The sequence below is a fragment of the Cellulosimicrobium sp. E-16 genome, from assembly GCF_049913115.1.
In the GTDB taxonomy this organism is placed as follows: Bacteria; Actinomycetota; Actinomycetes; order Actinomycetales; family Cellulomonadaceae; genus Cellulosimicrobium.
This window is the reverse complement of sequence record NZ_CP183974.1, coordinates 1200194-1224965: the sequence shown is the minus strand read 5'-3', so window position 1 is coordinate 1224965 and position 24772 is coordinate 1200194. Positions and strand designations below refer to the sequence as shown.

Here is a 24772-nt window from a genome sequence, read left to right as displayed (position 1 = left end):
GGGGCGAACGACGACGGGGCGCCACCCGCAGGTGACGCCCCGTCGCTCCGGTGGCAGGTGAGGGATTCGAACCCCCGAAGGCTGAGCCGTCTGATTTACAGTCAGATCCCTTTGGCCGCTCGGGCAACCTGCCGTGTGGAGTTGTCGCTCGCCGGAACGGACTGCACGTGGTGCAGCCCCCGCCGTGCGGGCGAGCCAACGATACAGCCCCGTCGGACCAGGTGCGAAATCCGGGTCCCGACGACCGTCCGCGCGTCCGTCCGTACAGTGGTCCGGTGACCCACCCCTCCCCCGCGCCGGACTACCTCCCCGGCACCGGGAACCCCGGCCCCGCGCCCACCGGCGCACCGTCCTCGCCCGCCCCGCCCGCGCCGTCGGGCAGCCCGCGCGGCGCGCCCGCCCCGACGGACCGCTGGGGGCTCCTGCTCGGCGCGGGAGCGTTCTTCCTGTGGGGCGCGATGCCCCTCTACTTCCCGCTCCTGGAGCCTGCGGCACCGCTCGAGATCATCGCGCACCGGGTCGTGTGGAGCCTGCTCTTCTGCCTCGTGCTCCTCGCCGCGACGCGCCAGCTCGGCGGGTTCGTCACCGCGCTGCGCACCCCGCGCACCCTCGTCGTCCTCGCCGTCGCGGCCGTCCTCATCGTCACCAACTGGACCGTGTACGTGTACGGCGTCCTCAGCGGTCACGTGCTGGACGCCGCGCTCGGGTACTTCATCAACCCCCTCGTCACCGTCCTGCTTGCCGTCGCGGTGCTGCGCGAGCGGCTGCGCCCCGCGCAGTGGGCGGCCGTCGGGATCGGCGCCGCCGCCGTCGTCGTCATCAGCACGGGCTCGGGCGGCCTGCCGTGGATCGCGCTCGTGCTCGCGGCGTCGTTCGGCCTGTACGGCCTCGTGAAGAACCGCGTCGGGCGCACGGTCGAGGCGCTCCCCGGGCTCGCCGTGGAGACTGCCGTGCTCACGCCGCTCGCCCTCGTGTACCTGGTGTGGCTCTCCGCCACGGGGGTGGGCACGTTCGGCGCCGAGGGCGTCGGCCACGCGCTCCTGCTGGCGTCCGCCGGGATCGTGACGGCCCTGCCCCTGCTCCTGTTCAGCGCCGCCGCGCGGCGCCTCCCCCTGAGCGTCGTGGGCCTCCTCCAGTACCTCGGCCCCGCGCTCCAGTTCCTCTTCGGCCTCCTCGTCTTCCACGAGCCCATGTCCCCCACCCGCTGGGCCGGCTTCGGGCTCGTCTGGCTCGCGCTCGTCGTGCTCTCGGTCGACGGGCTGCGCGCGGCCCGCGCGACGCGCCTCGCGAGCCGTCCCTGAGCCCGCTCGACTACGGTGGGACCCAGCACCCGTTCCCGGCCCAGAGAGGACCTACCCATGGCCGACTCCTCGTTCGACATCGTCAGCAAGGTCGACCGTCAGGAGGTCGACAACGCGCTCAACCAGGCCGCCAAGGAGGTCGCGCAGCGCTACGACTTCCGCAACGTCGGCGCCTCGATCGCCTGGAGCGGCGAGAGCATCCTCATGGTCGCGAACTCGGCCGAGCGCGTGCTCGCCATCCTCGACGTCCTCGAGACCAAGCTCGTCAAGCGCGGCATCTCGCTCAAGTCCCTCGACACGGGCGACAAGGAGCCCAAGGCGTCGGGCAAGGAGTACCGGCTCGCGGCGACCCTCAAGGAGGGCCTGTCGAGCGAGAACGCGAAGAAGATCACCAAGATCATCCGTGACGAGGCGCCCAAGGCCGTCAAGACGCAGATCACGGGCGACGAGGTCCGGGTGACGAGCAAGTCGCGCGACGACCTGCAGACCGTCATCGCTCTGCTCAAGGCCGCCGACCTCGACGTCGCGCTGCAGTTCACGAACTACCGGTAGCGCTCACCGTGCCTCTGCCCGACGGCGGCCCGCGCCCGGCCGCGCCGGGTCGTCCTGCCGCGTCGTCGAGCGATCTCCCGCGCGTCGTCGCGACCGACCTCGACGGCACGCTCCTGCGGTCCGACGGGACCGTCTCGGAGCGCACGCGCGCCGCGCTGCTCGCCGCCGAGGACGCCGGCGTCGAGGTGGTGTTCGTCACCGCGCGGCCGCCGCGCTGGCTCGACCAGCTCGCGGACGTCGTGGGCGGGCACGGGCACGTCATCTGCCTCGGCGGCGCGGCCGTGTGGGACCTGGCCACCGCGAGCGCGCTCGACGTGTGCGGCTTCACCGCGGACCAGGCCTCGGCGCTGGTCGCCGACCTGCGTGCCGCGGTGCCGGGCGTCGCGCTCGCGCTCGAGCGCGTCGACGGGCCGACGTTCGACCCGGGCTTCCGCTCCACCCCGGACGACGACGCGGACGTCGTCGCCGTGGTCGAGTCGACGCTCGCCGTGCCCGGCGCCCCTCGTGGGACCGGCCGCAGGCCGCCCGTCGGCAAGATCCTCGCGCGGGACCCCGGGGCGCCGGTCGACGACGCTCCCGCGACGCAGCCCGTCGTCGTCGCGGACGGGCAGACGACGGCACAGGAGTCGTTCTTCGCCCGCGTGCGCGGAGCGGTCGGCGACCGGGCGCACCTCGCCTACTCCGGCGCGGCGGGCCTCGCCGAGCTGCTCGCGCCGGCCGTCACGAAGGACGCCGCGCTCGCGCGCTGGTGCGCCCGGCTCGGCGTCGACGCGCGCGACGTCTGGGCGTTCGGGGACATGCCCAACGACCTGCCGATGCTGCGGTGGGCAGGCCGCTCGTTCGCGGTCGCGAACGCGCACCCCGACGTGCTCGCGGCGGCGACCGACCGCACGGCCTCGAACGACGACGACGGCGTCGCCCGGGTGCTGCTCGACGCCGTCGAGTCCCTGCGCCACGCACCCGGGAGGGCGTCGACGCCCCGCTGAGCGCGGCCACCGCGCTCCAGCCCCTACACTCCCGACGTGCACCCTCCCCTGGCCGAGGCGGACCTGACCGCGTGGGGTCGCCGTCCCTCGCGGCGCGTCCTCTCCGCGACGAGCACCGTGGTGCTCGTCGCGACGTGGACGGCCTACGTCGCACTGAGCATCGTCCTGTCCGCCGACCCGGACGTGCTCTCGGCCGAAGAGGCGGCGGACCCGGAGTACTGGTCGACCGGCCTGCTGGCGGGTGTCGCGGTCGGCGCGCTCCTCCTCGTGTGGGTCTGCCCGCGCGTCGGTGTGTGGGCCGGCGCCGTGGTGACGGCCGTCGCGGCCGTCGGTACCCCGCTGCCCGCCGCGGCCACGGCGCTGGGCGGCGCCGCGGTCCTGGCGCTCCTCGCGCTCTCGCAGTCGCGGGCCCGCGCCCGGCAGCGGGAGGCGTCCGCTACGTGGGGAGGTTCCACGGCGCCCGTGGTGCCGGACGGGCTCCCGGAGGCGCGCGCCTACGCCGCGCGGTGGCGCGGGGTCCGGACGGCGGCGGCGGTCGCCTGCCTCGTCGCCGCCGTCGTGTGCGGCGCGTGGTTCGCGCGGGACCTCGCCGCGGCGCGCGCGTTCCGCAGCGGGGCGCTCGAGGCGCCCGGGACCGTCGTCGAGCAGGACGGCCTGGACGCGGTCGTCGAGGTCGACGGCCTACGGTTCGACGTCCCGCTCGAGCTCGCGTCCGTCGAGGTCGGCGACGTCGTCGGCGTCCGGTACGACGGCAGCGGCCGGGCCGAGCTCGTCGACGACGTCGCCGACCCGTCCCTCCTCCTCGTCCCCGCCGGCGCCGGGGCGCTGACGGGCACCGCGCTCCTGGCGCACGAGGCAGTCCGGCGTCGGCGCGTGCGCCGGCTGCTGCTCCACGGCGGCCCCGCGACGACGGCGTACGCGACGTGGCACGAGCACGGCGCGCTGATCCTGCCCTCGGCGCACGCCGCACCGATCGCCGTCGCGCGGGACCTCCTGCTGCTGTCGGAGCCGCCGGAGGAGGCCTGGCACGACGACGACCCCCTGGACCGGGACGTGAGCGAGCTGTCCGACGACGAGCTCGTCACCCGTGCGCGCGCCGACGAGGGCACGGGCGACGAGTCCGGCGACGAGCCCTCGTGGGAGGGGTCCCCGCCGACCTGGCAGGGCACCCGGCTGCTCGTCGTCGGGCTCCGCGCGGACGGCTGGCCCGTCGCCGTCCGCGGACCCGACGACCGCTGGTACGTCACGGACACGGACGTGGCCGCCCCGCCCCGGGCTCGTCGGCACCTGCCGCCCTCGGACCGCGTGCGGAGCACCGACGACGGTGCGGACGACCGGGATGCGACGCGAGACGCGCGCCGGGGGCAGGGCTCGCGGCCCGGCCGGTGGGCAGGGCTCGCGCGCTCCACGGGGGCGGCCGGTCCGACGGCCACGCTCCCCGCGGTGCTGGCCTTCGCGCTGTGGGTCGCACCCGAGGTCTCGTGGTTCGTCGCGCTCACCGGGTCGGTGACTCTCGCCGGGGCGCTGCACACGTGGTCGTCTGCTGCGCGCCCCGCGTTGTCCACGACGACGGACGCGCTCGTCGTCCACGGCCCGCTGCGGGACACGTTCGTGCCCTGGTCGCGCGTGACGAGCGTGCGCGCCCGCCAGGGTGCGCTCGTCGTGCGTCTCGCGCCGTCGATGCTGGACGCCGAGGAGGCGTTGGTGATCAGCGACTGTCCGCTCGGCGGGTTCCTGCGCGGCGTGGACGACCCGCTCGTCGCACGGGACACCGTCCTGTCCGCGCGCGCGGTCTCGACTCCGGCGAGCACCGAGTCCCGGCGCCGACCGAGCCGCGACGCCGTCGTCGCGGCCCTCGGAGCGCTGGCCTTCGTGGCCGGTGTCGTCCTCGGCGCCTGACCCGGGCGCGCCGCGGCAGCGGCGCGGGCTCCGGCGCCGCTGCCGGTCAGCGGTAGGTGATGCCGCCGTAGCCCGGGCCGTGACCGGCCATCGTCTCGAGCCGCTTGATGCGCTCCGCCATCGGGGGGTGGGTCGCGAACATCTTGGCGACGCCCGCACCGCGGAACGGGTTCGCGATCATGAGGTGCGAGACGTCCACGAGGTCGCGGTTCTGCGGGAGCGGGGCCCGCTGCGTGCCGGCGTCGAGCTTGCGCAGCGCGGACGCGAGCGCGAGCGGGTCGCCGGTGAGCTTGGCGCCGTCCTCGTCGGCGTCGTACTCGCGCGTGCGGGAGATGGCGAGCTGGATGAGCATCGCCGCGACGGGCGCGAGGACGACCATCGCGATCGCCGCGAGCGGGTTGCCGCCGCGGTCGCGGTCGCCGCCGAAGATCAGCAGGAACTGCGCGAGCGACGTGATCACGCCGGCCAGCGCTCCCGCGACCGACGACGTGAGGATGTCGCGGTTGTACACGTGCATGAGCTCGTGCCCGAGCACCCCGCGCAGCTCGCGCTCGTCGAGGAGGCGCAGGATGCCCTCCGTGCAGCACACGGCCGCGTTCTTGGGGTTGCGGCCCGTCGCGAACGCGTTGGGCGCCTGCGTCGGCGAGACGTAGAGGCGGGGCATCGGCTGGCGCGCCTCGGTCGAGAGCTCGCGCACGATCCGGTACATGGCGGGCTGCTCGAGCTCGCTCACGGGGCGCGCGTGCATCGCGCGGATCGCGATCTTGTCCGAGTTCCAGTACCCGTAGAACGTCGTCACGAGCCCGAGCCCGACGAACAGCCACAGCAGGTTCGCCCGGGCGCCGAACAGCGCCCAGAGGCCCAGGACGATGGCCCACATGACGCCGAACAGGCCGGCCGTCTTGAGACCGTTGAAGTGCTGACGCCCCACGCTGTGCTCCCTTCCGCGCCGCGGGCACCCGCGTGGTCCACCGGGCGCCCGACGGGCGCCGACCCCGTCGACGCCCACCTGATGAACGCCCGAGGCGACCGTCCCGTTCCCGAGGACGACGACGGCGCCCCACCCGGGGAGGGTGGGGCGCCGTCGTCCGTGCTCAGGTGCTCACGTGCTCGGGAGCAGCGCTCGGGTCAGCCGACCTGCGACTCGCCGCGCGCCACGCGGATCATGTCCTCGCGCGGCACGACCTTGATGCGCTCGCGGCCGTGCGGCTCGCCCAGCGAACGCTCGTACGCGTCGAGCAGCTCCCACCCGGACCACTCGATGTGGTCGACCCCGCGCTCGCGGAGGAAGTCCACGACGGCCTCGGGGTCGCCGAGCGGCGCGACGCGCCCGGCGGCGAGGTCCGCCGCCGCCACGTCGCCGCCGTCGCCGGCTCCCGTGACGTCCTCCACCAGGTGGCGGATCGTCTCGGACGCGTCCGACTTGGTGTGCCCGATGAGGCCGACCGGGCCGCGCTTGATCCAGCCGGTCGCGTACACGCCGGTGATGTGCTCGCCGTCGATGTCGATGACCCGGCCCTCGCGGTTCGGGATGACGCCCTTGAGCTCGTCGAACGGGATCTCGGGCAGCGGCGACCCGAAGTAGCCGACCGCGCGGTACACGGCCTGCACGGGCCACTCGTGGAACTCGCCCGTGCCGGAGACGGTGCCGTCGCCGTTGAGCTGGGTGCGCTCGGTCCGCAGCGCCTCGACCTTGCCGTCGCCGAGGACCGCAGCCGGGGCGTGCAGGAAGTGGAGGTGCAGGCGGCGCGACGCCGTGTTCTCGCTCGGGTCCTTGAGCGTCCAGTCCGTGAGGGTCTTGACGACCTGCTTCGTCTGGTTCGAGGAGCTGATGGCCGCCATCGAGCCCTCGTCGAACTCGAAGTCCTCCGGGTAGACGATCACGTCGACGTCGGGGACGTGCCCGAGCTCGCGCAGCTCGAGCGGCGAGAACTTGGCCTGCGCGGGCCCGCGGCGGGCGAAGACGTGCACGTCCGTCACCGGCGAGGACTTGAGGATCTCGTAGACGTTCTGCGGCACCTCGGTCGGCAGCAGGTCGTCCGCGTGCTTGGCGAGCACGCGCGCCACGTCGAGCGCGACGTTGCCCGCGCCGAGGACCGCGACCTGCTGCGCCTCGAGCGGCCACGTGCGCGGGACGTCGGGGTGGCCGTCGTACCAGGACACGAAGTCGGCCGCGCCGTACGAGCCCGGCAGGTCGATGCCCTCGACCGGCAGCGCCGCGTCGCGGATCGAGCCGGTCGAGAAGATCACGGCGTCGTAGTACTGGCGCAGGTCGTCCAGCTTGAGGTCGACGCCGTAGTCCACGTTCGCGAGCAGGCGGATGTCGCCGCGGCTCAGCACCTTGTGGAGCGCCACGATGATCTGCTTGATGCGCGGGTGGTCCGGCGCGACGCCGTAGCGCACGAGGCCGAACGGCGCGGGCAGGCGCTCGAACAGGTCGATGCTCACGTCGAGGTCGGTCTTGGACAGGATGTCCGCGGCGTAGATCCCGGCGGGACCAGCGCCGACGATCGCGACGCGCAGTGGACGGATGCTGCTCACAGGACAGGGCGCCTTCCGGTCGAGGACGGGGGTCTCTCCCGCGCGGCCGACGGGCCGTTCCGCGTCGACCGGTTCGGGTACCGGCCGCAGGAGACCTCTCGATTGTACGACTGGGGTGAGGGTTGCCTCACTCGGGCCCTCTCCTCCATGACCAGGGTCTCACCGGTCTCGCCTGGTGGATACCTCGTCTTGTGATCCGGGCGAATGTAACGCCGGGTCAGCGGTCGACGCGCAGGCTCTCCTGGACCGCGCGGATCTCCGCCGCGGCCCACGGGTGCTGGAGGACCGTGCACGTCCCCGTCGTCTGGACGAGGTCGGCCACCGGCCCGCGCGGGACGACGACCGTCCGCACCGACTGCACCAGCACCGCTCCCCCGCCGCCCTTGAAGGACGCCTCGACCCACCGCCCCGGCAGGCCGTCCACGTCCACGTCGCCGCCGTCGAGCTGACGCAGCCTCGGCAGCGGCTTGAGCTTGCGCAGCACCTCGGCGTGCGCGTCGTCCAGCGTCTGCTCGGCCCGGATGCGCGAGACCACGACGATGACGTTCGGGTTGAACTCCCCCTCCTCCACCTCGCGCCCGACCGCGAGCGGCAGGGCGACGTGGGGCAGCGGGACCCAGCCGTCGGGCGCGTCGAGCCGCACCCCCACCGGCGCGGGGAAGTCGTCGCTCGGGTAGCGCAGCTCGGCCATGCGTCAGGTCCTCTCGGTCGCTCTCGTCGCGCTCCGGCGGTGCGGGGCGCGCCAGCAGTCTCGCAGACCGGCGGATCCCCGACCGCCCGGACGGGCAGTCTGCGGGCCACGCCCGCGTCCGACCCCGGGCACACCGAGGGCGCGGGACCCGTCCCGGGTCCCGCGCCCTCGGTGGAGCTCAGCGGATCAGCTGTTCGAAGCCTGCTCCTGCTGCTGCGCGTTCTGCGTGGCCTTCTGGCCCGCGTCCGTCAGCGTCTGCGCGACGTTGTTGAGCTGCGTCTGCGCGGCCGGCCAGTCGCTGCCCTTGAACTGCTGGGCGTCGGGGCCCTCCCACGGCACGCTCTGGATCTGCGAGTTCAGGTTCTGCATGGTCGTGCGGATCTCGTCCGCCTTCTGCTGCAGCGTCTGACCGAGCCCACGCAGCTCCTCGACGTTCGCGCCCCACATGCCACCAGCCATGGTGTTCTCCTTCTGTGTCTCGACCCCCACCCTGCGTGGACGTCGTCCCGTTGTCGATGGCCCTACTCAACCATCGGCCCGCGAGCCCCGTCGATGGGGAGGTGTCCCCATGAGGTCCCCGCGGGCGTCACGTCGCTACCGCGGGAGCGCGACGTGCAGCTTGCGCGCCCTCCCGGAGACCACGAGGAAGCCGCGTCCCGGCGGGAAGTCCGCGCGGCGGATCCGGCCGAGACCGGTCCCGAGCAAGGTGTCGCCGTCGAGGTCGCCGGGGGTGAGGAGCAGGCCGCTGCGACCGGCCTTGAACGGCTGCGCGATCGCCCACGCCTGCCCCCAGGTCGACGACTCGGCCTCGCCCACGACGAGCTGCTCGGCACGCGTGGCGGCCCGCACGAACGCCACGAGCGGCTGCTCCGCCGGCGTCCCCGTGAACTCCGTCACCGACTCGACGAGCACCGTGAGCGTCCCCGGGCGCAGCGAGCCCCCGTCGAGCGCCTGCGTGAGCGACTCGAGGAGCGTCACCACCTCCTCGGGCGACGTCGCCGCCGTGTCCCAGGCGTCGAGCGCCGAGATGCTCGTGCGGCGCGGCGAGAGGTACACGACCCGGCCTGCGCGCGCCCGGCGCACGGCCTGGGCGATGGTGACCAGCGCCGTCGTCCGACCACCCCCGGGCGGGCCCGAGAGCATGAACGTCCCCCGGGCCGGCAGCGCGACCGGGGCGATGTCGAGGTCGTCGAGACCGATCGTCGGCCGACCGCCCGTGACCTCGGGCAGCGCGTCCAGCGCGAAGCTGTCCGGGAGCCGCTCGACGCCCGGCGCCTGCTGGATGCCGAGGCGCGTCATCGCGTCGCGCAGCTTGCCCAGCTCGCGCGCCTGGAGCGCGACGTTCGGGTCGCCGCCCAGCACCGCGATCTGGACCTCGTTCTCGTCGAGCACGCCGCGTCCGGGCGGGGACGTGAGCGACAGCACGTCCTTGGGGACGCCGAGCGTCAGGTAGTCGTCCTCGCTCGCGAGGCGCAGCACGAGCCGCTTCTGGATCGTCGACCCCAGCGACGTCGGGACCGACGCCGCGCGGTCGCCCGCGACGACGACGTGCACGCCGACCTGGCGTCCGTCCGTCGCGATCGCGGTGAACGCGCCCCACACGGGGAACGCGTGCGCGGGCCGGAACTCGTAGGACTCGCGGAACGCGCCGATGCCGTCGACCAGCAGCAGGATGCGCGGCTCGGCGGGCGCGTTCGCGAGGCGCCGGTACTCGTCGAGGCTGCCGGCCCGGACTGCGGCGTAGCGGGCGGAGCGCTCGTCGACGAGGTCGCGCAGCGTGCGCAGCACGCGCTGGACGCGCTCCTCGTCGTCGCCCGAGATGACCGCGCCGACGTGCGGCAGGTCCTCGAGCATGCGCAGGCCGCTCGCGCCGCTGTCGATCGCGTAGACCTGGACGGGGCCGCCGCGCGCCGTGATGGCCGCCGAGACCGCGATGGTGCGCAGGGTCGCGCTCTTGCCCGAGCCACCGGTGCCGTAGATCGCCATGTTGCCGTCGCGGTCGGGCTCGTAGAAGACGGTGGGCTGCGCCTGGGTCGTCGGGTCGTCCTCCACGCCGAGCAGCAGCATCGTGTCCGTGCGGGGGTTGGGCAGGCGGGCGAGGTCGTACGTCGGGGCGAGCTCGGCCAGCCACGGCTTGCGGGGCACCGGCACCGCGGCCTCCGTCGCCGCCCGCGAGATCGTCGTGACCACGCGCGCGATGTCGTTGGGGCCCGGGTCCGTGACCTCCTCGACCTCGGGCTCCGGCAGCTCCCAGCGGATGTCGGAGCCGAACGCCATCTCCTGGATGTCGATGCGCGACCGCTCGGGCTGAGCCGTCGTCCAGCCGCCCGCGTAGCCGGTCTGGAACGGCGTGATGCGACCGGGACCGGTCTTCACCGCGCCACGGCCCGGGATCGAGGGGTCGAAGTGCGCGGCCATCGGGATGCCGAGGATGTCGGTCGAGTCGTCCTCGTCCGCCATGCGCAGCGCGACGCGCAGGTTCGTGTTCGCACGCAGGTTGTCCTTGATGACGCCCGCAGGGCGCTGCGTCGCGAGGATGAGGTGCAGGCCGAGCGAGCGACCGCGCTGGGCGACGTCCACGACGCCGTCGACGAACTCCGGGACCTCGTTGACCAGGGCCGCGAACTCGTCGACCACGATGAGCAGGCTCGGCGGCGCGTCGGGGTCCCCGGTCCGCTCCAGCGAGGCCAGGTCCTTGGCCTTCTTCCTGTTGAGCAGGTGCTCGCGGTAGCGCAGCTCGGCGCGCAGCGACGTGAGCGCGCGACGCACGAGGTGGGGCGACAGGTCCGTGACGAGTCCGACGGTGTGCGGCAGGTTGACGCAGTCGGCGAATGCGGCGCCGCCCTTGTAGTCGACGAAGAGGAACGTCACGCGGTCCGGGCTGTGGGCGGCAGCCATGCCGAGCACCCACGACTGGAGGAACTCCGACTTGCCGGCACCGGTCGTCCCGCCCACCAGCGCGTGCGGGCCCTGCGTGCGCAGGTCGAGGTAGAGCGGCTCGGTGCCCGAGTGCCCGACGAGCCCGCGCAGGTTCGTCGGCGCCTTGCGACGGACGGGCGGCGAGCCGTCCCGCGGCGTCAGGGAGCCGTTCTCGCGCCACGCGTCGATGAGGCGGCCCGGGTCCTCGGCCAGCGCGGTGCCGGCGAGCGTGAGGTAGGAGACCGAGCGCGGCAGGTCGGAGTCGTCGTCGACGGGCGCGCCGACGTCGACCACGGGTGCCAGGATGCGCGCCACCTCGTGGGCGGTCGCGAGGTCCACCGTCTCGCACGCCACCGGGAACGACAGCCGGCCCACCCGGACCTCGCCGCTCGTGGCGCCCGCGGTGGCTCCGGGGGCTCCTGCGCCCGCGGTGTCGACGGTCTCCACGAGGACGAACGTGCGGCACGCGGCCGGAAGCTGCTCGACAGACGGCGCGACCCACACGACGTGCACGCCCGCGTCCGCGCCGCGCTCCACGAGCCGCGTGAGGCGCGAGCGGTCCACCGGCGCGTCGTCCTCGACGAGCACGACGACCGTCGGCAGCACCGGCTTGGGCGTGTCCTCGCCCTCCTCGGGGTCGATCGGCCCGCGCAGCTCGGCGTGGGTGTCGAGGTCGGCCCCGCGCGCCTCGACGAGGTCCTCGAGCTGCGACAGGAGCGCCTGCGCGGCGCCCGGGTTGTCGGCCAGGTGGTCGCCGCCCAGCGGGCTGTGGGGCGAGCCGGTGTGCGGCAGCCACTCGAGCCACTCCCAGTCGGCGCGCGAGCGCTGCGACGTCATGGCGGCGAGCACGAGCTCCGACGGCGAGTGCAGGCCGGCGAGCTGGACGAGGATCCCGCGCGCGACGGCGTCGACCGCGGCTCCCGCCCCGGCGACGCCGAGCGCGCCGTCCGTGCGCAGGCGCGCGACGACCGGGACGCCGGAGATCGTCGTGCACTGGGCGTGCAGCTTCTCCAGCTCGTTCCAGTACTCCGGCAGCGTGTTGTTCTCGCCCGGCTGGTCGAGCTGGGTGCGCGAGGGCGCGGCGCCGAGCCCGATCCGGACCGAGAGGAACGCGTCGTGCTCCGGGCGGTGCGTCCACATCAGCCCGCCGAGCCGCCGGACCGCGTCGACCGTGTCGCCGACGGACGGGGCCTCCGAGAGGCGCACCGCGCGCTCGACGGCGTGCGTGCGGTCGATCGTCTCGCGCATCGCGACGACCCCCGCCTCGAACTGCTCGCGCTGCGCCTTGAGCTTGCGCTTGGCCTGGACCTTCTGGTCGAGGTAGTTGCCGAGCATGAGGATCGGGCTCAGGCCGACGAAGACGATCGACAGGACGTTCCTCGTCACCGAGTAGAGGATCACGCCCATGAGCAGCGGCGCGACCATCGCGAGGTACGGGAAACGCTGCGGCTCCGGGGGCTGCGGCGGCTTGGGCGCCTTGAGCTTGCGCTCGGGGAAGCGGGCGACGACGCGCGGGGAGCGGTTGAACTCCACGACCGGGCTCGTCGGCGCGAGGCTCGTCGTGCGGTGCAGCGCGACGACGGACACGACCGTGCTGCCGATCGTCACCGTGTCCGACGACGTGAGCGTGGAGCGCACCATGCGCTGGCCGCCCATGACGAGACCGTTCGCCGAGTTCGTGTCGGTGATCTCGATCGTCTCGCCGACCGTGAGGCGGGCGTGCCGCTTGGAGGTCTGCGGGTCGCTCAGCCGGATGTCCATGTTGCGGTCGCGACCCAGGTAGCTCGTCCCGACGGGCAGCGGGAACTCGCGGCCCGCGTCCGGCCCCTCGAGCACGCGCAGGACGGCGACGGCCGCGCCGCGGTCCTGCCCGGGAGCGTCGAACTGCTCGGAGACGCGCACGATCGAGACCGTCGACCCCGACCGCAGCCCGGCCTCCGTGAGGTCGCTCGTCGGCGACAGCACGCGTCCCTGCCCCGACCCCGACGGCGCGGTGCCGACCTGCAGCGTGAGCCGATCCGGGACGGCCGTGCCCGACCGGGTGGGGTCGCCCGCGAACAGCGCCTCGGCGACGTCGCGCACGGTGGCCGTCGCGTCGGCCGTGACGGCGACGTTGGTCGTGCTGGCGTCGGGGCGGTGCAGCGTGAGCTTGATTCGCACGAAGGTTCCTGTTCAGGTCCGGGGAGAAGGACGGGCAGGCCGGAGGGCTCCGACGATCGGGCGGCGGTGCGCAGGGCGCGACCAGGACGGGCGCACGGGACGCGCGCCCGCGGAGCCGCCGACGTCAGCCGTCGTCGGCGAGGTCGAGCAGGGGCAGGTCGGCCGAGGTCACGAGGCGTGACGCCACGGCGTACTCGACGAGGCGCGCGCGGCGGTTCGTCGCGAGCGCGCCGGGGCCGCCGCGCAGGCCCTTGACCCCGATCCGGTCGAGCTTGTCGCACACGTTGTCGAGCTTGCGGTTGAAGCGGGTCGTCGCCCAGCCCAGCCGGGCCGCGGCCGCGGCCGACGACGGGATCTCGGACAGGCCCGTGCCGTCGCGGCGCAGCATCGGCTCCGCCAGGGCCACGATGAGCTGCTTCTGGCTCGTGGTGAAGGTGATCATGCCGATCGTCGTCGCACCGCCCGACTCCGTGTCCTCGGAGCGGATCTCCTGGTACGGCGCGCCGCGGAGCTGCGCGGTGAGCTCGTACGTCGTCGGCCCGGCCGTGAACACGATCGACGTCGTCGGGAAGACGATCGGAAGGCGGTTGCCCGGCGAGAGCCAGGACTGGACCCCGCCGCCCGAGTCGCACACCGTCGCGGAGATGAGCGTCCCGACGTTGGCGAGCCACCAGATCCCGCCCTCGTGCGAGATGCGCAGGAAGCGGCGGTGCAGGTACGGGTTGTCCTCGATCGCGAGGTCGCCGTCCCGCCCGATGTCGAACGGGTCCCCGTCCGCTGACGGGCGGAACCACTCGCCGCAGAACTCGACCGCGAGCTCGCTCACGCCGCCTCCCCCGTCACGCAGGCCTTCTGGGGCGCCGCGGAGAACTTGCCGTCACGGTCCACGATGACCTCGATGCAGACCTGCTCGCCCGGCTTGGCCCGCAGCTCGACGGTCGTCTCGTCGAACGCGTCCTTGTACGGCGAGTCCTCGATCGGGTCGAGCTTCTTCCAGGCGAACATGTCGCCCTCCTGGGCCTTGTCCGAGTCGTACGCCCAGGTGAACGTCGCGACCTCGCGCGCCGGGTCGTAGGTGCCCACCAGGTCGTTGACCGGCGGGACGAGGTCGCCCAGGTTGTCCGACGGCACGAAGTCGTCGTCCGTGGCGGCCGTCTCCTCCCCGCCCCCGTCGGGGGTCGTGTCGTCCGCGGTGGCGTCCGGACGCAGCAGGAAGAACCCGCCGACCGCGACCGCGACCCCGACGACGCCGGCGAGCGTCGCCCACAGCGCGCCACGACCGGACCGTTCCTCCGCCGGCGCGGCGGCCGGTCCGCCGTCCTCCGGCCCGGCGGGCCGGTGGACCGTGTCCTCGACCGGCGGCTGGCCCCAGGCGCCCGGGCGCCGGGCGCCCGGGTACATCCGCGGGTCCGTGAGCTCCGCGACGGGCGCGTGCCCGCCCGGCCCGACGGCGGACGTCGGCGTGGTGCCCGCGGTGTGCGCGGGCGCGCCCTGGTTCCAGGCCGCGGGCGCGTAGGGCTGCTGCGGGGCGCGCGGTCCCGGCTGCTGCGGCGGGGCGGCCGGTCCGGGCGCCACGGTCTGGCCCGGCCACGGGGCGCCCGGCTGACCCGGCCGCAGCGGCGTCGTGGGCTGGGTCGGCCGGCTCGGGGCGACGGGACCCGACGACGTCCCGCCCGTCCCCGACGGGTCGATCGACACGACCTGGCGCAGGCGGGTCCCGGCGTCGTCGTCCGGCTCCTCCTCCTGCACGTGGCCCGTGTCGTCGAGCAGGTCGATCGGGGTGACCGCGTACGACAGCTCGTTCTGCACCTGCTGGAGGGCGCGCGCGAACGCGAGGACCGTCGGGTAGCGCGACCCGGGGTTCTTCGCCATCGCCGTCGCGAGCACACGCTCGAGCGACGCCGGGACGTCCGTGCGGCCCGTCGGCGGCAGCGGCGAGGTCTCGATGCGCGAGATGAGGTTGGCGCTCGAGTTCGAGCCGCCGGGCACCTCGAACGGCGTGCGACCCGCGAGCAGCGTGTACGTCGTCGCGGCGAGGGCCCACACGTCCGTCGCGATGCCGCTGCGCGGCGGCTCGGCGAACGACTCGGGCGGGGACCACGGGATCGACATGCCCTCGGCGCGCGCGGCGTCGTCGACCGTCGAGGAGATGCCGAAGTCCGTGAGCGCGGGGTGGCCGTACTCGGTCACGAGGATGTTCGCGGGCTTGATGTCGCGGTGCAGGATCCCCGCGCGGTGCGCCGTCTCCACGGCACCGGCGATCTGGACCGCGGTGCGCAGCGCCTCGGCGACCGAGAGCCGCTCGGTGCGGTACCGCGCGCCGAGGTTGGGGCGCGAGCAGTACTCCATGGCGAGGTACGGGCGCCCGTCGTCGGCGATGTCCGCCTCGTACATCGTGACGATCGACGGGTGCGTCGACAGCGTCGCCATGAGGTCGGCCTCGGCGTCGAACGCCGCCCGCTGCGAGTGGCTGGACCACTCGTGCAGCAGGACCTTGACGGCGACCCGCCGGCGGGGGCGCTGCTGCTGGTAGAGGAAGACGTCGGAGAACCCGCCCGAGCCGACCAGCGAGACGTACTCGAAGCCCGTGATCTCCGGCGGTGGGGACGGTGCGCGCTTGGTGCTCACCGGATCCCCTCGAAGACGAGGGTCACGCCGTCACCGAGGTCGGCGACGTCCCCGTCGACGACCAGGACAGGCTCCGACGGGTGCAGGCGCCGCGGCGGCTGACCCGCGCGCAGGAGCGTGGTCCCGTTGGTCGTCGCCATGTCGCTCACGAGCACGTGCCACCCCTCGAGCGTGATCTCGAGGTGCGAGCGCGAGATGTCCTGCTGCGGGCTGGGCACCGTCACCAGACGGGGCAGGTCTGCCGCCTGCGACCGAGGCGTGCGCGGGCGCCGGCCCACGACGACGGGACGGTCGAGCTCGACCGTCTGCCCCGTCGAGACGAGGACCCGCCCGAGCGGCGGACGGACCGCGAGCTCGGCGTCGCCCTCGAGGGGACCGCCGCAGAGCGCGCACGCGTCCCGCGACGGCGGGTTCGCGTGCCCCTGGGCGCACGTGCGCGCCAGGATCTGCTGCTGGCCCGGCCCGGGCGGCGCACTGAACGACGGCGGAGGCGGCGGCACCGGGGCGCCCGTGGGACCCGCCTCCTGGGCGGCCGCGCGCAGGTCGGCGATCGCGGAGGAGTGGACCGTGTGGCCGTCGTGGTCGAGCCCGGACGCGAGGTCGTCCTCCGCCGTCTGCTCGCCCTCGGGGTCGACGACCGTCGCGGCGCGGTGCGCGGCCGCGGGCGTCGCCCCGGTCCACTCCCGCGGGACGCCGGCGATGAGACCGTCGTCGGACGGGGCGGGCGGAGGTGCCGGGAGCGCCGGCTCTGCCGCGACGGGAGCAGGAGGGACGGGCGGGGCGACCGGGGCGGGCGACGCGGGCTCCTCGTGCTCCTCGTCGTCCTCGGTGCGCACCGCGGCGTCCTCCACGGTTCGCAGGATGGTCGAGCCCCACAGGTGGGCGTAGTCGTCGTCGGCGTCGTCCGCGGGCGGCTCGTCGAGCGCCGTCACGGGCTCCTGGACGGGCGTCCGCGGCCCCGGGCCGTGGGACTCCGGCTCGGGTGCGATCGTCTCCTCCGGGAGACGGAGCGTCGCGCCGAGCGCGCCGAGCGGGGTCACGGCGGGCTCGACGGCGGGGGCGGGCTCGACCGCGGGCGCAGGCTCCGCGGCCGTCGGGTCGACGGCCGTGCCCCAGGACGGACGGTCCGCGGGGGCGCCGTCGACGGACGGCGCCGACCCGTCGTCGTCCACGGAGCGCTCGGCGGCGGGGCGGGCGGGACGCTCGGCGAGCGGCCACGCGACGGCTCCGGCGAGCACGACGCCCGAGACGAGCGGGAGGGTGGCGGCGTCCCCGAGCAGGGGCTCGCCGGCCGGCGACTCGCCGAGGGGGCCCACGAGGCCGGCGTCCGCGCTCACGAGCAGCTCGACGACGTCGTCCAGGACGCGCTCGGACCAGGTCGTGACACCCTCGCCCTCGACGCGCAGGCGCTCCCCGCCGTCGAGCTCGAGCGTGACCGTCACCCGGCCGCGCGCGGCGACGTGGACGCGACGGTCCGCGACGACCGCCACCACGAACGGCGGCACCGTCCGCAGGCTCGAGCCGAAGGCACCGGTGAGCACCTGCAGGACCTCGACGACGCCTGCGTCGGCGCCGAGCTGGTCCCAGACCTGCTCGACGAGCGTTGCCTCCACCGGCCCCGGCAGCACGACGACCGTGCCGCCTCGCACGACGGCGCGTGCGGTTCCCGTGACGTAGCGCAGCGTCACGTCAGACCCCCGATCTGCAGACGAACATCCCTGGGCAGCGTGTCCTCGTCGACGTCCGGACCCGGCGCACCGGCCTGGTCGCGCGGGGTCGTGCTCCCGCCGCTCGTGTCGTCGGACACGCCCGTCGCATCGACGACGACGACTGTGATGTTATCCCGGCCACCGGCCGCGATGGCCTCGTGGACCAGGCGCTCGGCGGCGGCCTGCGGGTCGGGCGTGGAGAGCAGGACCTCCGCGATCCGCTCGTCGGTGAGCTCGCCCGTCAACCCGTCCGAGCACACGAGGACGCGGTCGTGCCGCTCGATCGGCAGGTACCAGAAGTCCACCTGCGGGGCGTTGCGCGAACCGAGCGCGCGCGTCACGACGTGCCGACGCGGGTGGGTGAGCGCCTCCGCGGGCGTCAGCAGCCCGGCGTCGACCATCTCCTGGACCTCCGAGTGGTCGACGCTCACCTGCTCGAGGCGCCCGCCGGCGAGGTGGTAGGTCCGCGAGTCGCCCACGTTCACGACGAGCCAGTACGGGTTCCCGTCCTGCTCCGAGACCACCACGCCGGTGACGGTGGTGCCCGCCCCCCGGCCGGGCTCGGTGACGATGGCCTGCACGTTCTGCTGCGCGACCGCGATCCGGTCGCGGACCTCGTCGGGCGTGACGACGTCGAGGTCGGCCAGGGGCCGGAGTGCCTCGACGGCCGTCGAGCTCGCGACCTCGCCCGCCTCGTGGCCACCCATGCCGTCGGCGACGAAGAAGACGGAGCGCGAGACGAGGAACCGGTCCTCGTTGAGGAGCCGGCGCGCGCCGCGGTGCGAGGCCGCTCCCCAGGCCAGGTGGACCTCGGCCGGCAGCTCGGTCGTCATGCGGCACCGGGGTGGACGACGATGCGGCGGTCGCCCACGTGGATCGTCGCGCCGACGGGGACGCGCACGCGGGTCCCCGGCTCGGCGACGCGCGGCGGGGCGCCCGGCACCGAGACCACGGTGCCGTTGGTGGAGCCGCGGTCCGTCAGCCACAGGCCGCTCGGGTCCGCCCGGAGCTCGGCGTGGGTCTTGGAGACCGACCGCGTCGGGTCGTCGACCGCCACGAGGTTCCACGGCCCGTCGTCGGGCGCCTGCGGGTTGCGTCCGAGCAGCGTCGGACGGTCGACGGCGCGACGCTCTCCCGACTCGAGCTCGATGACGACCGACACGTCGGGCGCGGGGTCCATGGCGCGGACGTCCCGCGCCGTCATGCGCGTGCTGTCCCACTCCGCCTCGGCGGGCTCGGGAACGGGTGCCGGTGCGGTGGCGGCAGGCCTCGCGGCGGGCGCGGACGGCGCCGCCGACGTGGGCTGCACGGGCGCGGCGGGGGCCGACGGCGCAGGGGCGACGACGGGCGCGGGGCCTCCCCCGACGCCGGGGACGCCGGTGATCAGGCCGTCGCCTGCGGGCGCCGCGGACGACGGGAACGCCCAGGGGTCCGGGACGGGAGCGGCGGCCGGCGGCGGGGCGAACGCGCCCGGGGCGGCGGGCGCGGCGGGCGTCGCGGCGCCCTGGCCGCCGAGCGGGGCAGGCGGGTACGGCGCATAGCCGGCCTGGGCCGGTGCGGGGGCGTACCCGGGCTGGGGCGCCGGTGCGTACCCCCCGGCCGTGCCGTACCCGGCGCCCGCGGGCGCACCGCTCACGAGCGAGGCGACTCCCTCGTAGCCCGCGGCCGACGAGGACGCGGGAGCGCCGCGCACGTCGAGGACGAGGGAGCGCCCGGCCTTGTCGTGCCACCCCTGCGACCGGCCGGAGGAGTCGAAGCCCGGGCTGAGCAGGACCACGAGGATCCCGCCCGCCGGCACGACGCCGACGATGATCCAGCGCAGCGCTGCCCGGCCGAAGCCGATCGGCTCGCGCGTCCCCGCGTCGACCGTGCGGATGCCCGTGAGGAGGTTGCCGAGCGTCTTCCCCGTCGAGCCCTCCCAGAACCAGACGCCGACCCACCACGCGAGGGCCAGGACGCCGGCCACCACGTAGACGACGAGCATCTTGCCGATCAGCGCGGCGGCCTCGTCCTGCGTCACGACCTGGACGCTGCCGAGCGGTGCTCCGACGATCGCGAGACCCGCGACGACGACCACCAGCGCGACGAGACCGGGGACGGCGACGTCGACCACGTAGGCGAGGAAGCGACGGCCCCGTCCGGCGAACGGGGCGGCGGCGAGCGACGACGGCGGCACGGGAGCGGGCTGGCCGAAGGCCTTCTGCGTCGCGGCGTAGACCTCGGGCTCCGTCGTGGTGTCGGGCGCCGAGTGCGGGGCGGCCGCGTACGGGAGGTCGGACGTCGCGCGCGCCGCGAGGGCCTGGACGCTGCCGACCGGGCCTGCCGCCGGCTCCGCAACCGGGCGCCCCGTCCGCGGGAAGGGCTGCCCGCACACCGCGCAGAACGCGGACCCCGAGGACTGCGCGGACCCGCAGGCGGCGCACGTCACGTCGCTCATGACTCGTCTCCCTGTCGTCTCGTCGGCTCCGACGACGACCCTGCCGCCGGGGGCACGGCGCCGCCCTTCGTGCCGGCGCGGCGGCCGGGCAGCCACCGGCGCAGACCCGAGGAACCGGAGGCCGCGCGCACGGACCGCAACGAGAGTGCGGCACGGACGCGAGCGCGACGGTTCACGGAGGAGCGTAGCCCCCCGACGACCGTGTCCACGTCCGCCCAGAAGGCGTCGATCTCCTGCTCCGTCGGCTCACCCTCACCGAACACGGTCGCGTCGGCCCGGTGCGCGAGCGGGATCGTCGCCGTCGCGCCGTAGGCCTGGGAGAGGAGACCGGCGCCCTCGCGCCGCGTGGAGCCCGCGGGGACGGGCGTCCCGAGGTCCGTCGCGGTGTCGAGGACCTCGCGCCAGCCGCCGCTCACCCGGTCCACCGGACGTGCTGCCGCGCGCCGTCGGGCCCGGCGGCGCGCCTTGTAGGCGAGCACGAGGATCACCGGCAGCGCGAGCAGCGCGAGGGGCACGACCACGGCGACCGCGACGAGGGCCGCCTGGCCCCAGTCGAAGCCGTCGCTCTCGGCCTTCTCCTTCTCCTCGTCGTCGACCTTCCCCGCCTCGGCCTCGGCAGGCTCCTCCGGCGGCTCCGGGTCCTCGAGGATCGGGGGCTTGGGCACCTGGAGGCTCTTGGGCTCCGGCTGGATCTTGTTGTCCTCGTCGGGGATCGCCGTGATCGGCACCCACCCGTAGCCGACGAACGGCACCTCCGCCCAGGCGTGCACGTCGGTCCCGGTCGCCGTGAACGGCTCGCCCGGCTCGAGCGGGTTCTTCTCCAGGTCGGGGTAGAAGCCCATGACGACGCGCGCCGGGATGCCGGCCTGGTTCGCCATGAGGGCGAGCGCGACGGCGAACTGCTCGTCGTCGCCCACCATCTCCTCGTCCGCGAGGAGCGTGTCGATGCGCTCCGCCGAGTGACCGGGACGAGACGGTGGCTGGGTGTCGAGCCCGCTCGAGAAGACACCGCTCGCCACGAGGCCGTCGCGGAGCGCGAAGAGCTGGTCGACGGGCTCGGTCTCCTCCCCCATGAACTGGGCGGCCTTGCCCGCGAGCGACGCGGGCAGCGCGTCCTTCGGCGGGGTGGGGACCTCGATCGACTGGTCGATCGCGCCCGCCCTCAGGTCGTCCTCGGTGGGCTCGACCGTGACGAGCGTGTCGAGCGTGTACGAGTCGCCGGGGCGCAGCCCGGCGGTCGTCAGCGCGGTGCCCGTCGTCGAGTTGTAGTACGTCGTCTCGCCGAGCTCGCGCGCGCGGTCGCCCGCGTAGGTGATGCCCTCGAGCGTGCCGACGTCGGGCACCCACACGCCGGTGTAGTCCCCGACCTGGACGTCGACGCGCGTCGGCGTCCCGGACGCGACCGTGGCGATCTCCTCGCCCGCGCGCGTGTAGACGCCCGAGCCGGGCAGCCCGCTGGAGACGTCGTAGACGACGCCGTTGTACGTGTCGAGACCGGCGAGGCGGACCTTGGCGCCCGCCGGGAGCCCCTGCACGGTGAACAGCTCGTCCTCGCGCATGTCCTTGGCGTACTTGCGGAACGCCGTCAGCGGGCTCACGTACTCGTGCAGGTCGAGCGGCGGCACGACCGTCTCGCGCAGCACGGTGCGCGGCTCGTCGGGGAGCAGCACGGGCGCGGCGAAGGCCGCCGCGACGCCCCCGACGACGAGCATCGCGGCCCCCGTCCGCACGCGGTGCCACCAGAGCCGCCGCGTCGCGGCCTTGCTCGCCTCGGTCGTGATCTGGTGCGCGCCGAGCCGGGAGGCGGTGACCCGCCACCCGGCCCACAGCAGGCCCACGCCGCCGACGACGAGACCCTGCGCCACCGGGAACGCCGCGATGACGGTCCCGAGCAGGATGACCCCGACGAACGCGACCACGACGGGCACGAGCGCCCACTCGGCGCGGCGCGCGCGCCACGCGATCGTCCCCGCGAGGAGCGCGGTGGCGAGCATGAGGAGGTACGGGACGACCGCGAGCTCCGGGAAGGAGTGCAGCGGCGGGACCGTGGTGACGAACTCCTTCCAGCCCGTGACCGCGCCCTGGAGCAGGTCGGTGACCGTCTGGAGCGACGGGACGACCCCGCCGATCGCGTCGGCCGGCAGCGCGAGCGCACCGCCGAGGAGCAGGTAGGCGACGACCGCGACCACGAGGACCGTGGCGGCCGACCACCGGCGCCACGCCCCGAGCCAGGCGACCAGGAGCCCGACGACGGCGCCGCCCACGGCTGGGACGAGGTAGCCGGTCGAGCCCCACACGGGCCCGAACCCGACCGCGACCGCGCCGAGGACGAGGACCAGCGCGAGCGCGTCGACGGCACCGAGGGCCGTGAGCGCCCGGGGGGTGTCGGCGCCGCGCAGCCGGGTCGTGTTGCGCTGCGAGGTGCCGGAGGACGGGGCCGGCGTGCCGACCGGGGTGGCGCGGCGCGAGCCGCGCGTCGTGGTGCTGGGAGCGCTCATCAGTCGTTCAGCCTCCGCAGGGCGAGGGGGAGCTCGCCGAGCTCGCCGATGGTGAGGACGACGAGCTCCGCGATCGCGTGCCGGCTGAGCGAGGCGCCGGGGACGCACTGGATCGCCATGACCCGGACGTCCTGGGGAAGCCGGGCGGACGCCGCCCGCAGCTCGGTGGGCGTCACCTTGCTGCCGACGATGAACGCCACGACCGACGCGTCGCTGATCGTCAGTCCCGCGACGCGCGCGACGTCGACGAGCGACGTCCGCTGTGCGCGCGTCTCGACGCGCGCGAGGTCGTCGAGCAGGCGGGTGCGGTGGTCGCCGCGCAGGTTGCCGTCGTTGACGAGGACCGTGACCCCACGGTCCTCCTTGATCGCCTGCAGCCCGAGCGACCCGCACGCGCTCACGGCGAGCTCGAACTCGTCGTCGTGCGCGTAGTCCTCCGCGCGCGTGGAGAGGAGGACGGCGAGGTGCGACCGGCGCGTCTCCTCGAACTGGCGGACCATGAGCTGCCCGGTGCGGGCCGTCGTCTTCCAGTGGATGTGCCGGCGGTCGTCCCCCGGGACGTAGTCGCGCAGCGCGTGGAACGACACGTCCGAGTTGGAGATGTCCGTCGTGACGCGCCCCTCGAGGTCCTTGAGGAACCCGGTGGACGAGCCCGAGAGGTTCTTCACGCGCGGGTGGACGAAGAGCTCCTCGGGCTCGGTCCAGACGACCTCCCGGCGCAGCAGGCCGAGCGGGTCCGCCCGCACGGAGCGGACCGGTCCCACGGAGATCACCGAGCGCCGGTGCGTCGGCACCGTGAAGATCTCCTCGTGGCTCGCCTGGGGACGCAGGCGCGGGACGGGGAACGTCGCCATGCCCTGCCCCACCGGGAGCTCCATGACCGACGGGAGCAGCGGCCGCCCCGAGTCGTTGCGCACGTCGAGCCGCCCCACGGCGCGGTCGCCGACCGTGACGCGCTGCTGCGCGAGGTCGAGGACGACGGCGTAGCGGAAGCGGCCCAGCACGAACGCGACCGCGGCGAGCAGCGACACCGTGAGCAGGATCGCCACCACCAGGAGCTCGAGCCACGAGAAGGCCAGCCCGGCCCACCACGCCCCGACGGTGACGACGAGCGCCGCCCAGCCGAAGGGGCTGACCGCCGAGGTCACGGGCTCGACGGCCCGCGCCGCCGGCGCCAGCGCGCGCCCGACGGGCGCCGCGACCCGGCGGAGGGGCGCCGCGAGGGGTCGGAGCAGACCGGCGAGGGCCGACGACGCGGGTGGCGTGCCGGTCCTGCCGCGCGGGCTGCCGGAGCGGGCGCTCGGGCGGCCGGTCGAGGGGCCGTGTGAGGCGTTCATGCGATGAGCTCTCGATCGGTACGGGGGATGACGGTCCGCCAGTCGGTCGCGCGAGCGGCGGTGCGGGCGGGCGGCGTGGGGAGGGCCGCCCGTCCGGTCAGGCGGAGCGTCGCTCCTGCGGGGCCGCGACGTCGGCGAGGAGCCGGCCGAGCACGGCCTCGTTCGTGGCGCCGGCGAACTCGGCCTCCGGGTCGAGCACGAGGCGGTGTGCCCAGGCCGGCTGCGCGAGCTCCTTGATGTCGTCCGGCAGCACGTAGTTGCGGCCGTGGGCCGCGGCCCAGACCTTCGCGCAGCGCACGAGCGCGAGCGAGCCACGGACGGAGACGCCGACGCGGACCTCGGGCGCGTTGCGCGTCTCCTCGGCGAGCCGCGAGACGTACTCGAGCACCGCGCCGTCGACGTGCACGCGCGCGCCGAGCTCGGCCATCTCCGTCACGGCCTGGGTCGTGATGAGCGGCTGGAGCGTCTTGCTCCGGTCGCGGACCGCGGCCCCCGAGAGGATCTCGACCGTCGACGCGTGGTCCGGGTACCCGATGGACGCCTTCATGAGGAAGCGGTCCAGCTGGGCCTCGGGAAGCCGGTAGGTCCCGGCCTGCTCGATGGGGTTCTGCGTCGCGATGACCATGAACGGGCGACCGACCTCGTGGCCCACGCCGTCGACCGTGACCCGGCCCTCCTCCATGACCTCGAGGAGCGCGGACTGCGTCTTGGGCGACGCACGGTTGATCTCGTCCGCCAGCACGATCGAGGCGAAGATCGGGCCCTGGTGGAACTCGAACTTCCCGGTCTTCTGGTCGTAGATCGTCACGCCGGTGACGTCCGACGGGAGCAGGTCGGGCGTGAACTGGATGCGGTTGTTCGTGCCCTGGACGCTCGCCGCGAGGGCGCGGGCGAGCGACGTCTTGCCGGTGCCCGGCGCGTCCTCGAGGAGGATGTGGCCCTCGGAGAGCATGCACGTCAGGGTCAGGCGCACCACGTGCGCCTTGCCCAGGACGGCCTGGCCCACGTTGCCGACGAGGCGGTCGAAGGTCTGAGCGAACCAGGTGGCCTGCTCGGGGGTCATGGTGGTCATTCGTCGCTGTCCGTTCGCTGTGCTGGAGGCGTGCTCGGGGTC

17 protein-coding genes and 1 tRNA gene are annotated in these 24772 nt (G+C 74.7%); 4 read left to right on the top strand and 14 right to left on the bottom strand.

Annotation, left to right across the window (positions count from 1 at the left end):
* Window positions 1–51: 51 nt before the first annotated feature.
* Window positions 52–133: transfer RNA gene (locus tag ACN9MS_RS05285), tRNA-Tyr, on the bottom strand.
* A gap of 142 nt (window positions 134–275) precedes the next feature.
* Here ACN9MS_RS05285 and rarD point away from each other — a divergent pair.
* From rarD to ACN9MS_RS05265, 4 genes are read left to right on the top strand one after another with little or no spacing between them, the layout of a single operon-like run.
* On the top strand, window positions 276–1301 hold the full coding sequence (gene rarD / locus ACN9MS_RS05280) for an EamA family transporter RarD (RefSeq protein WP_426311040.1): 1026 nt from the start codon (window positions 276–278) through the stop codon (window positions 1299–1301).
* A gap of 57 nt (window positions 1302–1358) precedes the next feature.
* On the top strand, window positions 1359–1853 hold the full coding sequence (locus tag ACN9MS_RS05275; RefSeq protein WP_141388453.1) for a YajQ family cyclic di-GMP-binding protein: 495 nt from the start codon (window positions 1359–1361) through the stop codon (window positions 1851–1853).
* 14 nt (window positions 1854–1867) lie between these two features.
* Window positions 1868–2839, top strand: a complete 972-nt coding sequence (locus tag ACN9MS_RS05270) for an HAD family hydrolase (protein WP_426311832.1) — start codon at window positions 1868–1870, stop codon at window positions 2837–2839.
* Between the two features lie 36 nt (window positions 2840–2875).
* Complete coding sequence (locus ACN9MS_RS05265; protein WP_426311039.1) at window positions 2876–4738, top strand: hypothetical protein; 1863 nt, start codon at window positions 2876–2878, stop codon at window positions 4736–4738.
* 46 nt (window positions 4739–4784) lie between these two features.
* On the opposite strand, the gene htpX is transcribed toward ACN9MS_RS05265, so the two are convergent.
* The 13 genes from htpX to ACN9MS_RS05200 form a co-directional block, all read right to left on the bottom strand.
* Window positions 4785–5669 carry a zinc metalloprotease HtpX gene (gene htpX, locus ACN9MS_RS05260; RefSeq protein WP_426311038.1) on the bottom strand — a complete coding sequence of 295 codons (885 nt, stop codon included), beginning with the start codon at window positions 5667–5669 and terminating at the stop codon, window positions 4785–4787.
* 197 nt (window positions 5670–5866) lie between these two features.
* On the bottom strand, window positions 5867–7279 hold the full coding sequence (locus ACN9MS_RS05255) for an FAD-dependent oxidoreductase (protein ID WP_426311037.1): 1413 nt from the start codon (window positions 7277–7279) through the stop codon (window positions 5867–5869).
* A 217-nt stretch (window positions 7280–7496) separates the two neighbouring features.
* Entirely contained in the window at window positions 7497–7970 is a 474-nt protein-coding gene (locus ACN9MS_RS05250; RefSeq protein WP_378234544.1) for an LpqN/LpqT family lipoprotein, read from the bottom strand.
* Window positions 7971–8156: 186 nt separating this feature from the next.
* Complete coding sequence (locus tag ACN9MS_RS05245; RefSeq protein ID WP_021482523.1) at window positions 8157–8429, bottom strand: WXG100 family type VII secretion target; 273 nt, start codon at window positions 8427–8429, stop codon at window positions 8157–8159.
* 135 nt (window positions 8430–8564) lie between these two features.
* On the bottom strand, window positions 8565–13049 hold the full coding sequence (locus ACN9MS_RS05240) for an FtsK/SpoIIIE domain-containing protein (protein WP_426311036.1): 4485 nt from the start codon (window positions 13047–13049) through the stop codon (window positions 8565–8567).
* A gap of 124 nt (window positions 13050–13173) precedes the next feature.
* Complete coding sequence (locus ACN9MS_RS05235) at window positions 13174–13875, bottom strand: hypothetical protein (protein ID WP_426311035.1); 702 nt, start codon at window positions 13873–13875, stop codon at window positions 13174–13176.
* Complete coding sequence (locus ACN9MS_RS05230; RefSeq protein WP_426311034.1) at window positions 13872–15677, bottom strand: protein kinase domain-containing protein; 1806 nt, start codon at window positions 15675–15677, stop codon at window positions 13872–13874. Before ACN9MS_RS05230 ends, ACN9MS_RS05235 begins: the two co-directional genes overlap by 4 nt.
* Window positions 15674–17365, bottom strand: a complete 1692-nt coding sequence (locus tag ACN9MS_RS05225) for an FHA domain-containing protein (protein WP_426311033.1) — start codon at window positions 17363–17365, stop codon at window positions 15674–15676. The genes ACN9MS_RS05230 and ACN9MS_RS05225 overlap by 4 nt, the downstream gene beginning before the upstream one ends.
* Window positions 17362–18219 (bottom strand): PP2C family protein-serine/threonine phosphatase, encoded by an 858-nt coding sequence (locus ACN9MS_RS05220; RefSeq protein ID WP_426311032.1) that lies wholly within the window; start codon window positions 18217–18219, stop codon window positions 17362–17364. Before ACN9MS_RS05220 ends, ACN9MS_RS05225 begins: the two co-directional genes overlap by 4 nt.
* Window positions 18216–19823, bottom strand: coding sequence for an RDD family protein (locus tag ACN9MS_RS05215; RefSeq protein WP_426311031.1), 1608 nt, complete (start codon window positions 19821–19823; stop codon window positions 18216–18218). Before ACN9MS_RS05215 ends, ACN9MS_RS05220 begins: the two co-directional genes overlap by 4 nt.
* Window positions 19820–22321, bottom strand: coding sequence for a transglutaminase-like domain-containing protein (locus tag ACN9MS_RS05210; RefSeq protein ID WP_426311030.1), 2502 nt, complete (start codon window positions 22319–22321; stop codon window positions 19820–19822). Before ACN9MS_RS05210 ends, ACN9MS_RS05215 begins: the two co-directional genes overlap by 4 nt.
* Window positions 22321–23658: a DUF58 domain-containing protein gene (locus ACN9MS_RS05205; RefSeq protein WP_426311029.1), complete on the bottom strand. Its 1338-nt coding sequence runs from the start codon at window positions 23656–23658 to the stop codon at window positions 22321–22323. Before ACN9MS_RS05205 ends, ACN9MS_RS05210 begins: the two co-directional genes overlap by 1 nt.
* A 97-nt stretch (window positions 23659–23755) precedes the next feature.
* Window positions 23756–24730 (bottom strand): AAA family ATPase, encoded by a 975-nt coding sequence (locus ACN9MS_RS05200; RefSeq protein ID WP_157759590.1) that lies wholly within the window; start codon window positions 24728–24730, stop codon window positions 23756–23758.
* Between the last annotated feature and the right edge of the window lie 42 nt (window positions 24731–24772).

Bases quoted from the DNA above. Each gene is read 5' to 3' on its own strand.
- ACN9MS_RS05215 (WP_426311031.1), bottom strand. From the start codon at position 19,823: ATGAGCGACGTGACGTGCGCCGCCTGCGGGTCCGCGCAGTCCTCGGGG.
- ACN9MS_RS05245 (WP_021482523.1), bottom strand. From the start codon at position 8,429: ATGGCTGGTGGCATGTGGGGCGCGAACGTCGAGGAGCTGCGTGGGCTC.
- ACN9MS_RS05220 (WP_426311032.1), bottom strand. From the start codon at position 18,219: ATGACGACCGAGCTGCCGGCCGAGGTCCACCTGGCCTGGGGAGCGGCC.
- ACN9MS_RS05200 (WP_157759590.1), bottom strand. From the start codon at position 24,730: ATGACCACCATGACCCCCGAGCAGGCCACCTGGTTCGCTCAGACCTTC.
- ACN9MS_RS05275 (WP_141388453.1), top strand. From the start codon at position 1,359: ATGGCCGACTCCTCGTTCGACATCGTCAGCAAGGTCGACCGTCAGGAG.
- ACN9MS_RS05250 (WP_378234544.1), bottom strand. From the start codon at position 7,970: ATGGCCGAGCTGCGCTACCCGAGCGACGACTTCCCCGCGCCGGTGGGG.
- ACN9MS_RS05210 (WP_426311030.1), bottom strand. From the start codon at position 22,321: ATGAGCGCTCCCAGCACCACGACGCGCGGCTCGCGCCGCGCCACCCCG.
- ACN9MS_RS05205 (WP_426311029.1), bottom strand. From the start codon at position 23,658: ATGAACGCCTCACACGGCCCCTCGACCGGCCGCCCGAGCGCCCGCTCC.